The organism is Dietzia sp. B44 (assembly GCF_014145245.1).
GTDB classification, from domain to species: domain Bacteria; phylum Actinomycetota; class Actinomycetes; order Mycobacteriales; family Mycobacteriaceae; genus Dietzia; species Dietzia natronolimnaea.
Window position 1 is genome coordinate 1 of sequence record NZ_JAALEF010000085.1, and the last position, 9,668, is coordinate 9,668.

General features: G+C 69.9%; 10 protein-coding genes, 4 tRNA genes and 1 pseudogene. 7 read left to right on the plus strand and 8 right to left on the minus strand.

The window, feature by feature from the left end:
• From G6017_RS03600 to thrS, 6 genes and pseudogenes are all read right to left on the minus strand, one after another.
• Window positions 1-295 (minus strand): annotated as a pseudogene (locus tag G6017_RS03600) (NUDIX hydrolase); the annotation flags it as partial.
• Window positions 285-1,400: a glycosyltransferase family 4 protein gene (locus tag G6017_RS03605; protein ID WP_182610600.1), complete on the minus strand. Its 1,116-nt coding sequence runs from the start codon at window positions 1,398-1,400 to the stop codon at window positions 285-287. The gene G6017_RS03605 and the pseudogene G6017_RS03600, both read right to left, overlap by 11 nt.
• A gap of 7 nt (window positions 1,401-1,407) precedes the next feature.
• Window positions 1,408-2,316 (minus strand): phosphatidylinositol mannoside acyltransferase, encoded by a 909-nt coding sequence (locus G6017_RS03610; protein WP_179525385.1) that lies wholly within the window; start codon window positions 2,314-2,316, stop codon window positions 1,408-1,410.
• Window positions 2,313-2,957: a phosphatidylinositol phosphate synthase gene (gene pgsA / locus G6017_RS03615; protein WP_182610601.1), complete on the minus strand. Its 645-nt coding sequence runs from the start codon at window positions 2,955-2,957 to the stop codon at window positions 2,313-2,315. The genes G6017_RS03610 and pgsA overlap by 4 nt, the downstream gene beginning before the upstream one ends.
• 14 nt (window positions 2,958-2,971) lie before the next feature.
• Entirely contained in the window at window positions 2,972-3,550 is a 579-nt protein-coding gene (locus G6017_RS03620) for an ATP adenylyltransferase (protein ID WP_182610602.1), read from the minus strand.
• Window positions 3,547-5,634, minus strand: a complete 2,088-nt coding sequence (gene thrS, locus G6017_RS03625) for a threonine--tRNA ligase (protein ID WP_182610616.1) — start codon at window positions 5,632-5,634, stop codon at window positions 3,547-3,549. The genes G6017_RS03620 and thrS overlap by 4 nt, the downstream gene beginning before the upstream one ends.
• A gap of 158 nt (window positions 5,635-5,792) precedes the next feature.
• On the opposite strand from thrS, the gene G6017_RS03630 reads away from it, so the two are divergent.
• Entirely contained in the window at window positions 5,793-6,455 is a 663-nt protein-coding gene (locus G6017_RS03630) for a DsbA family oxidoreductase (protein WP_179525388.1), read from the plus strand.
• Window positions 6,456-6,532: 77 nt separating this feature from the next.
• Here the strand turns inward: G6017_RS03630 and G6017_RS03635 are convergent.
• A tRNA-Val gene (locus G6017_RS03635) sits at window positions 6,533-6,604 on the minus strand.
• A 279-nt stretch (window positions 6,605-6,883) separates the two neighbouring features.
• Between G6017_RS03635 and G6017_RS03640 the strand changes: the two genes are divergently transcribed.
• The 5 genes from G6017_RS03640 (at window position 6,884) to G6017_RS03660 (ending at window position 8,118) form a co-directional block, all read left to right on the plus strand.
• A tRNA-Gly gene (locus G6017_RS03640) sits at window positions 6,884-6,956 on the plus strand.
• 48 nt (window positions 6,957-7,004) lie between these two features.
• Window positions 7,005-7,078, plus strand: a tRNA-Cys gene (locus tag G6017_RS03645).
• A gap of 28 nt (window positions 7,079-7,106) precedes the next feature.
• A tRNA-Val gene (locus G6017_RS03650) sits at window positions 7,107-7,181 on the plus strand.
• Between the two features lie 110 nt (window positions 7,182-7,291).
• Window positions 7,292-7,522: a hypothetical protein gene (locus G6017_RS03655; protein WP_179525389.1), complete on the plus strand. Its 231-nt coding sequence runs from the start codon at window positions 7,292-7,294 to the stop codon at window positions 7,520-7,522.
• Between the two features lie 26 nt (window positions 7,523-7,548).
• On the plus strand, window positions 7,549-8,118 hold the full coding sequence (locus G6017_RS03660) for a GNAT family N-acetyltransferase (protein WP_338404200.1): 570 nt from the start codon (window positions 7,549-7,551) through the stop codon (window positions 8,116-8,118).
• A gap of 4 nt (window positions 8,119-8,122) precedes the next feature.
• Here G6017_RS03660 and zapE read toward each other — a convergent pair whose 3' ends face one another.
• Window positions 8,123-9,139: a cell division protein ZapE gene (gene zapE, locus G6017_RS03665; protein WP_179525390.1), complete on the minus strand. Its 1,017-nt coding sequence runs from the start codon at window positions 9,137-9,139 to the stop codon at window positions 8,123-8,125.
• Window positions 9,140-9,189: 50 nt separating this feature from the next.
• On the opposite strand from zapE, the gene G6017_RS03670 reads away from it, so the two are divergent.
• On the plus strand, window positions 9,190-9,668 hold a 479-nt coding region (locus G6017_RS03670; protein ID WP_182616000.1), incomplete at its 3' end, for a dihydrofolate reductase family protein.

Genomic DNA, 9,668 nt, shown 5'->3' on the forward strand with positions numbered 1-9,668 from the left:
GGTCCGGGTCGGGCCGGGGGTCGGTCCCGGTGACCGAGTCGGTCGGATGGGCGCGGGCCAGCGCCAGGGCGTGCGACAACCGCTGCGCCGATGCAGGGTCCCGTCCGCCCAGCTCCGCGACGATCGCGGCTGTCACCGTGTGGCGGCGTTCCAGGGCGCCGATCAGTGCGGCTCGGGCGAGATCCGTCCGGATGTGGAGCCTGTCGAGACGATGTGCGGTGAGGTAGGCGGCGAGCAGGGCGGTCACCGCCAGGATGACCAGTGCGACGACGACGAGGATCACTTCAGCGGACACGAATGGTCTCCCCCGGTCCACGGACGGTCTCGTACACGCGGATCACCCGCTCCGCCACGACCGGCCAGTCGAACTCCCGGACCGCCTCGGAGGCGCGCGCGCAGAGATCGGCTCTGTGTCCGTCGTCGCCGAGCACGCGGACGAGGGCGGCGGCCAGGCCACCGGGGTCCCCCACCGGTGCGAGTTCACCACAGTCCCCGTCTCCCAGGACCCGGCGGAACGCGTCGAGATCGGAGGCCACCACGGCCGTCCCGGCCGCCATCGCCTCCACCAGGACGATGCCGAAACTCTCCCCACCCGTGTTGGGTGCGCAGTAGACGTCCGCGGCCGCGAGCACCGCGGCCTTGCGGGTGTCGTCGACCCGACCGAGGAAGTCCACGTCGAGGCCCGACGGCAACCGGTCCCGCAGTGCCCGCTCGTCGCCGTCCCCCATGATCCGTAACCGGAGGTCGGGCACGGCCTCCAGCACGGCCGGGAGTGCGGAGACCAGAACGTCCATACCCTTGCGCGGTTCGTCGTAACGCCCGAGGAAGGCCACGGTGGGTGAACCGGATCGCTCGGCCGTCGCGTCGACCCCGCGGAACGCGCCGACGTCCACGCCGTTGGGGATCTCCACCGCGCCGGACCCGAGGGCCTCCATCTGCCATCGCCGGGCGAGGGTCGACACCGCGATCCGACCGCGGATCTTCTCCAGGAGCGGTGCGAGGGCGCCGTCCGCGGCACCGAGGATCATCGAGCCGGAGGTGGATGTGTGGAAGGTGGCCGTGATGGGTCCCGAGGACATGGCCAGGGCGAACATCCCGACTCCCGGCGCGTTGGGTTCGTGGATGTGCAACACGTCCAGCGGATCGCTGCGCAACCAGTGACGGGTGGTCCGCCAGGCCGCGGGTCCGAAGCTCAACCGGGCCACGGACCCGTTGTACGGGATCGGGACCCCCGGGCCGGTCAGCGTCATCCCGGAGACCGGTGCGTTCTCGGGGCGGCCGGGGGCGAGCACCCGGACCGAGTGGCCGCGCCGACGCAACTCCTCGGTCAGATCCACCACATGGGCCTGGACGCCGCCCGGCGCATCGAAGGAGTAGGGGCAGATCATGCCGATGCGCACGAGTCGATCAGCCCTCGATCCGCGCGCGACGGTCGGCGGACAGGTCGGCCAGCCACAGGGGTTGGAGCATGTGCCAGTCCGCCGGGTGACGGGCGATCCCTTCGGCGAAGAGGTCGGCCATCGCCTGCACGGCCGCCTCCACTCCGCCGGAGACGTCGATGGGCGGGGTGATCCGCACCCGCATCGTCTCCTCGTCGGAATACCAGAACTGCGCCACGAGGAACGGCGCGCCGGTCTCCACGGCGAGCCTGGCAGCCCCTGCGGGCATCCGGGTGGTCTCACCGAAGAAGGTCACCGGGACGCCGGTCCGACGCAGGTCCCGTTCGCCGGGCAGGCACACGATGCCGCCCCCGCGGAGGAACTCGCGGAGTGCCTCGAGCGGCGGCGTGGCGCCACCGGTGTGCGGATAGATGGTGAATCCCAGGCTCTCCCGGTACTCGAGGAAGCGCTGATAGAGGGATTCCGGCTGCAACCTCTCGGCGACCGTGGCGAAGGTGCCGTACCGCCGCGCCAGCCATGTCCCGCCGAGATCCCAGTTGGCCGAGTGCGGGAGGGCCACGATCACCCCGCGTCCCCGGGCCAGGGCCGCGTCGAGGTGGTCGACGCCCTCGATGGTCCGGTCCATCTCCCTGGCCACGGCCTCGCGGTCCATCGAGGGCAGACGGAACGCCTCCCGCCAATAGCGCGCGTAGGAACGGAAGGAGTCTCGGACGAGGTCGTCGGGGACCTCCGCGGGGGCGACCCCGAGGACCCGGGACAGGTTCTTGCGGAGCTGGGAGTCCTCCCCTTGACGTCGGGCAGCGACGTCGGCTCCGGTCCGGAACAGGGCCCGTGCCACCGGTTCGGGGAGCGCGCGCACCAGAGCCCACCCCGCGGCGTACCCGAGGTCCGAGGCCCGCTGGCCCAGCCGGGTCATCGGTCGCCCGCCGTCGGTGACCCGAGCCGGTCGAGCCGCCCGAGGTGGTCGGCCCGTCCGCCCCACACCCTCTGGAGGACCGTGATGAGACTGCCCACCGCGACCACCGTGATCGCGATCTCGAGGGCCCAGGGGACGCCGAGACCCTCCAGGCCGGCACCGAGCAGGATCAGGACGAGGCGGTCGGCGCGTTCCATCAGACCGCCGGGCGTGCGCAGACCCCCGGCGTCCGCGCGGGCCTTGGAGTAGGACACGACCTGGGAGAGCACGAGGCACGCCAGCAGCATGCCGAGCGCGTACTTGTTGTCCGGTTCGGCGTCCACCAGCCACCACAGCAGGGACGCGAGGATCACACCGTCGGCCACCCGGTCCGACACCGCGTCGACCAGCGCGCCGTAGGGGGACCCGCCGTCACCCGCCCGGGCGACCGCCCCGTCGACCAGGTCGAGCAGGGTGCACAGGGCGATCACGATCGCCCCTGCCACCAGGTGGCCGTTGCCGAAGAGCGCGACCGCCGCCGCACAGGTCAGCACCAGCCCGGCCAGGGTGATGCCGTTCGCGGTGACCCCGATCCGGACCAGGAACGTCGCGAAGGGGTGTGCCACCTTGGTGACACCCGACCTTCCGAACTCGCTCAGCATCTGTTCCCCCGCAATCAGGTGTGGTCGGGCCCGGGCACGGTCGACCACGCCTCGGCCAGCAGTTGTCGGGTCTGACGGAGCAACTGGGGCAGCACCTTGGTTCCGCCGGTCACCGTAATGAAGTTGGCGTCGCCGATCCAGCGCGGCACGACGTGTTGGTGCAGATGATCCGACAGCGAACCCCCCGCGGCGCTGCCCAGGTTGAGCCCCACGTTGAACGAATCCGGTCGGGACACGGCCTTGACGACCCGGATCAACTGCTGGGTGTACGACATCAGCTCACGCGCCTCGTCGTCGTCGAGATCCTCCAGGTCGGCCACCTTGCGGTACGGCACCACCATGGCGTGCCCGGGGTTGTACGGGTACAGGTTGAGTACCACGTAGACATGGGCGCCACGGGCGACCATCAGGCCGTCCTCGTCGCTCATCCGGGGGATGTCGAGGAAGGGCTCCCCGGTCATACCCTCGGCGGGCTCGGGCGTCGACTCGGCGATGTACGACATCCGGTACGGGGTCCACAGCAGCTGCAGGCGATCCTCCCCCACCCCGTACTGGCGGTACCCGTCCGTCGGGGTCGGTTCCCGGGGCGTCACACCCGCTCCGCCGTGGGCACGTCGTTACGCCGCGAGTTGATCCAGTAGACGATCTTGTCCATCGCGGCGTTCCGGGAGACCCCGTTGAGCTGGGTGCCGTCGGGGAACCGGAAGCTCACCGCGCCCGCCTCGACGTCCCGGTCGCCGGCCAGCAGCATGAACGGGACCTTGCCGGTCGTGTGGTTGCGGATCTTCTTCTGCATGCGCTCGTCCGCGAGATCGAGTTCGGCGCGGATCCCGCGGCCGCGGAGTTCGTCGATCACGTCCTCGAGGTGCTTCTCGTGGGCCTCGGCCACCGGGATCCCCACCACCTGCACGGGCGCGAGCCACGCCGGGAACATCCCCGCGTAGTGCTCGAGCAGGACGGCGAAGAACCGTTCGATGGACCCGAAGAGCGCGCGGTGGATCATCACCGGGCGCTTCTTGGTGCCGTCCGCGGCGTTGTAGGTGAGGTCGAACAGCTCGGGGAGGTTGAAGTCGAGCTGCACCGTGGACATCTGCCAGGTCCGGCCGATCGCATCGCGCGCCTGGACCGAGATCTTGGGTCCGTAGAAGGCCGCCCCGCCCGGGTCCGGGACCAGCTCGAGACCCGAGTTGGTGGCGACCCGTTCGAGCGTCTCGGTGGCGCGCTCCCAGATCTCGTCACCGCCGACGTACTTCTCGGGGTCCTTGGTCGACAGCTCGAGGTAGAAGTCCTCGAGGCCGTAGTCGCGCAGCAGCGAGATGATGAAGGACAGCACGGAGGCGATCTCGCCCTCCATCTGGTCCTCGGTGCAGTAGATGTGGGCATCGTCCTGGGTGAAACCGCGCGCGCGGGTGAGCCCGTGGATCACGCCCGACTTCTCGTACCGGTAGACCGTGCCGAACTCGAACATCCGCAGCGGTAGTTCGCGGTACGAGCGACCGCGGGAGTCGAAGACCAGGTTGTGCATGGGGCAGTTCATGGGCTTGACGTAGTAGTCCTGCCCCGGCTTGGTCTCCCTGCCGTCGGCGTCGTACTCCGCGTCCAGGACCATGGGAGGGAACATGCCCTCCGAGTACCAGCTCAGGTGCTGCGACTTCCGGAAGAGGTCGCCCTTGGTCACGTGCGGGGTGTTGACCAGCGAGTACCCGGCGGACAGGTGGCGCTTGAGGGAGTGCTGCTCCATCTCGTTGCGGATGATCCCGCCACGGGGGTGGAACACCGGGAAGCCGGAGCCGATCTCGTCCGGGAAGCTGAACAGGTCGAGTTCCGTACCCAGCCGCCGGTGGTCCCGCTTCTCCGCCTCGGCGAGGCGATCGAGGTAGGCGTCCATCGCCTCGGTGCTCTCCCACGCCGTGCCGTAGACGCGCTGGAGGCCGGCGTTCTTCTGGTCGCCGCGCCAGTACGCCGCGGAGGAACGGGTGAGGGTGAACGCGGGGATGAACTTGGTGGTGGGGGTGTGGGGCCCGCGGCACAGATCCGACCAGACCACCTCGCCCGTGCGCGGGTTGAGGTTGTCGTACGCGGTCAGTGCGCCGGCCCCGACCTCCATGATCTCCGCGTCCTCGAGGGCCTCGGCGCCCCCGGCGTCGCCGGAGTCCGCCCGTCCCTTGTCCTCCACCAACTCGAGCTTGTACGGCTCACCGGCGAGCTCGGCGCGGGCCTCGTCCAGAGAGGCGTACTCGCGCCGGGCGAAACGCTGGCCCGATTTGATGATCTTCTTCATCCGCTTCTCGAGGTCCTTGAGGTCCTCGGGAGTGAACGGCTCGGCCACGTCGAAGTCGTAGTAGAAGCCGTTCTCGATCGGCGGGCCGATCCCGAGCTTCGCCTCGGGGAACTTGTCCTGGACGGCCTGCGCCAACACGTGGGCGCAGGAGTGTCTGATCACGGACCTGCCGTCCTCGGTGTCCGCGCGGACGAGTTCGACCTCGGTGTCCGTCTCGGGCGCCCACGACAGGTCGCGCAACGCGCCATCGGGGTCGCGCACCACCACGACGGTCTCCGGGCCGCTCCTCGACTGCAGCTCCCGCTCGGCGAGGATCTTGCCCGCCGGTTCTCCCGCCGGGATGACGGTGGTGGTCACGGTGCCCGCATCCGTTGCGTCGACGTCGGCTTCCGGCATGCGGTTCTCGGACACGGGGGGCGATCTCCTCGGCAGTGGACGACGGGTGACCAGGGTCACCCGTGACGGGCGCACCAGCTCCGGTGACGGACCTGGGCCGGTCCATGCTACCCGGCGGCTCGCGGAATCCCGGACCGCCTTGAGCGGTTGTACCCGCCATGCGCATAGACATCTGGTCCGACGTCGTCTGCCCGTTCTGCTGGATCGGCAAACGCCACCTGGAGGCCGCGCTGGAGGCGTTCCGGGCGGAGCACCCCGACACTGCCGTCGACGTGGCCTGGCGGGCCTTCGAACTCGACCCGGCGGCGCCGCGGCACGGCGGGAGCGGCGACGACGAGTCCGGCGCGCAGATGCTCTCGCGCAAGTACGGCATGACGCTGGCGGAGGCGGAGGCCACGCAGGAACGGATGGCGGAACGGTTCCGGGAACTCGGGTTGGAGTTCGACTGGCGGTCCGCCAGGATCTCCTCGACCTTCGACGCCCACCGGCTGGCGGCGCTGGCCGCGGATCACGGGAAGGCGGACGAGGTCGACGAGGCGTTGCGCCGCGCCCACTTCACCGACGGCGAGCGACTCTCCGACCCGGAGGTCCTCGGGCGCATCGGCGTCGGGGCCGGCCTGCCCGCCGACGCCGTCGACCGGTTGCTGTCCGGGGACGGGTTCGGCGAGCGCGTCCGTGAAGACGTGGAGGCCGCCCGTGGGATCGGGGTGCAGGGAGTGCCGTTCTTCGTCTTCGACGGCAGGCTCGCCGTGAGCGGTGCACAGCCCGTCGAGGTGTTCGGCCAGGCCCTGGAGCAGGCTGTCGCCGGACGGCAGGACTGACTCGGCGCACCGGCTGGCCCGGATACGAACGCAGCCCCCGTCTCCCGGTCACCGGGGCGGAGGCTGCGTGTGCGGTGTGGTCCTAACTGGGTTCGAACCAGTGACCTCTCCGGTGTGAACGGAGCGCTCTTCCACTGAGCTATAGGACCGCGCGTGGCCCGATCTCCCGATCGGCACCGGAACACTGTAGCAAGCCGGACCCGCGGCCCCAATTCGGGGTCGGCGAGGCGCCGGAGCCGTGTCGGTGCCGTGCCGGTACCGTGCCGACACGCGTCCGGAGGGCCGGTGCGCGCTGGGCCGCAGAACCCCGGATCAGGGCGTCCGTGCAGGTGGAACCCGGTTTCCGGCCCCCGATTTGTGTTCCAAGTTCGGCGTCGGCTAATGTTCATTCTCGCAACGCGGTGAGCAACAGCGAGCCGGGGAGCAGTGCGGATGTGGCGCAGCTGGTAGCGCATCACCTTGCCAAGGTGAGGGTCGCGGGTTCGAATCCCGTCATCCGCTCGGAGGGATCGAGGAGCCAGGAGTCCTCACCGGGCTCGATACCTTTTCGGTGGAGTGGCCGAGTGGTGAGGCAGCGGCCTGCAAAGCCGTCAACACGGGTTCGATTCCCGTCTCCACCTCCACGCCGGAGAGATCCGGTCGGTGAATCCCGCGCGATTAGCTCAGCGGGAGAGCGCTTCCCTGACACGGAAGAGGTCACTGGTTCAATCCCAGTATCGCGCACCACGACACACGCCCCGGCTGACCGCCGGGGCGTCGTGCATTTCGGCGGGATCGCTCCCTGTTCGGTACGTGCCCGTGCTCGCCGCGTGATGAGGATCACTCATCATCGGGGTATGTCCACTGCGCACAGACTGCCCCACACGGCGACGGTCGACTCGATTTCCCTGGAGGACGTCCGGGGGCGGGTCGTCGACCTCCGGCACACCACGGGCATCCTCGTCGACCTGCGCCGCACGGCCACGGACACCTACGAGGTCACTATGGTCCTCGGAGGCGGAGACGACTCGGAACGGCTGGTGATGTCCGGGGTGGGTGGGACCGAGAACCTGCACCTGCATTCCTGATCCCCGCGCCCCGCTAGTCTCACGGGGTGATCGCCAGCGTCGAACCCACCGTCGAACCCGCAGTCGCGGCAGATCTCGGCCCGATTGCCGCGCTGGCAGCCCGGACGTTCCCGCTGGCGTGTCCCCCGGATCTCCCCCGGGACTCGATCGACGCCTTCATCGCCCGGCATCTCTCCACCGGCGCGCTGAGTGTCCATCTGGTCACCCCCGGGCACGAACTCCTCGCGGCCAGGACGCCGGGTGGGCGACTCGCCGCATACGCCCTCCTCGTGGACGGGATCGAGATGGACCCGGCCTGCGCCGATCAGATCCTCCACCGACCCACCGTCGGGATCAGCAAGCTGTACGTCGACCCCGGCCACCACGGTTCGGGCATCGCGGCCCTGGTTCTCGACGACGTCGTCCGGAGGTGTGCCGGGAGGGGCGCGCGAAGTCTGTGGCTCGCCACCAACGTGGCCAACACCAGGGCACGCCGGTTCTACGCCAGGCAGGGGTTCGCCGAACGGGGAACGCGCACGTTCGACGTGGGCGGCGTGTCCAACACCGACGTCGTCTACGAGAGGGAGCTCGGTGGGAGGGCCCCGGGTCAGGACTGAGCGTTCAGCCGCCGACCGTCTCGAAACGCGACAGCGCGAGGAGCCGGGACGTGGCCCGCAGGTACTTCTTCCGGTAGCCGCCGGCGATCATCTCCTCGGTGAAGATCGCGTCGAGCTTCTCCCCCGAGTTACGGACGGGGATCCCGGCGTCGTACAGGCGGTCCGCCAGGACGACCAGACGCAGGGCGATGGCCTGGTCCGGCAACGGAGCGACGTCGCGCAGGCACACCCTGGTCACCCCGTCGACGAGGCGGTTGTACTTGGACGGGTGGAGGGTGGCCAGGTGCCCGCACAGCGCGTCGAAGTCGTCCAGCGTCGCCCCGGGGTCCGCGCCGGCGTCCGCCTCGAGCTCCGCCTCGGACATGGGGTCCGGCGCCGGAGGAAGATTGCGGTGACGGTAGTCGGGGCCGTCGACTCGGATCGACTCGAAGATCCCCGACATCTTGCGGATCTCGCGCATGAAGTCCTTGGCCGCGAACCGCCCCTCGCCGAGCTGCTCGGGAAGGGTGTTGGAGGTGGCGGCCACGCTGACGCCCGCCGTGGTGAGCTCCGCGAGCAGCCGGGACACCAGCATGGTGTCACCCGGGTCGTCCAGCTCGAACTCGTCGATGCACAGCACCGAGTGACCGGACAGCTCCTCGACCGCACGGTTGAACCCGAGGGCACCCACCACGTGGGTCAGTTCGACGAACGTGCCGAACGCCTTGGGCTCGGGACAGGTGTGGTAGATCGAGGTCAACAGGTGGGTCTTGCCCACACCGAACCCGCCGTCGAGATAGATCCCCGCCCCCTCCACCGACTTGGGTCGACGCCCGAACAGTCCCTTCTTGGGGGAACGACGGGTCACGACGCCCTCGGCGAACTCCCGACACGCCTTGACCGCGGCGGCCTGGGAGGGCTCGGCGGGGTCCGGGATGTAGGACTCGAAACTCACGTCATCGAACATCGACGGCGGGACCATCTGTGCCACGAGTTGGTCGGCGGGGACCACCGGGGTGACGTCAACGAGGCGAGAGACCATGCGATGAGCCTATCGTGGGGCGACAGGCGTCAGAACGGAAGGAGCCCCAGGTGCTGTCGACCCGACCCCCCGCGCTCGACGACGACCCGGCTTCGCTCGACGCGATCTGGACCGCCCTCCAGCCGGACCAGCCCACGGGCGCCCCGATGATCCGTGCCGTCATGATCTCCTCCATCGACGGGACCACCACCGTCGACGGCCGGAGCGGGGGCCTGGGAACGCCCACCGACCGCCTGGTCTACGACGCCATGCGGGCCCGCGCCGACCTCGTCCTGGTGGGGTCCGGGACGGCGTTGGCCGAACGCTACGGTCCCGCCGTGGTGAGCCCGGTCTGGACGGACCGGCGCACCGGACCAGCGCCCACCGTCCTCGTCCTCACCAGGTCGCTACCCGATCGGCTGATCGACCTCTGCGCCGGCACCGACGACCGGGTCCGGATCGCCGCGGCACACGAGGTGGGTCGTCAGCGCATCGAGGCCGCGCGGGCGCGGGGCGTGAGAGTGCACGTGCTCGACCCGGGGCCGACCGG

What these genes read in the sequence shown, in the direction of transcription:
- G6017_RS03610 (WP_179525385.1), bottom strand. Translation starts at nt 2,316, where the DNA reads ATGACCCGGCTGGGCCAGCGGGCCTCGGACCTCGGGTACGCCGCGGGG.
- pgsA (WP_182610601.1), bottom strand. Translation starts at nt 2,957, where the DNA reads ATGCTGAGCGAGTTCGGAAGGTCGGGTGTCACCAAGGTGGCACACCCC.
- thrS (WP_182610616.1), bottom strand. Translation starts at nt 5,634, where the DNA reads ATGCCGGAAGCCGACGTCGACGCAACGGATGCGGGCACCGTGACCACC.
- G6017_RS03630 (WP_179525388.1), top strand. Translation starts at nt 5,793, where the DNA reads ATGCGCATAGACATCTGGTCCGACGTCGTCTGCCCGTTCTGCTGGATC.
- G6017_RS03655 (WP_179525389.1), top strand. Translation starts at nt 7,292, where the DNA reads ATGTCCACTGCGCACAGACTGCCCCACACGGCGACGGTCGACTCGATT.
- zapE (WP_179525390.1), bottom strand. Translation starts at nt 9,139, where the DNA reads ATGGTCTCTCGCCTCGTTGACGTCACCCCGGTGGTCCCCGCCGACCAA.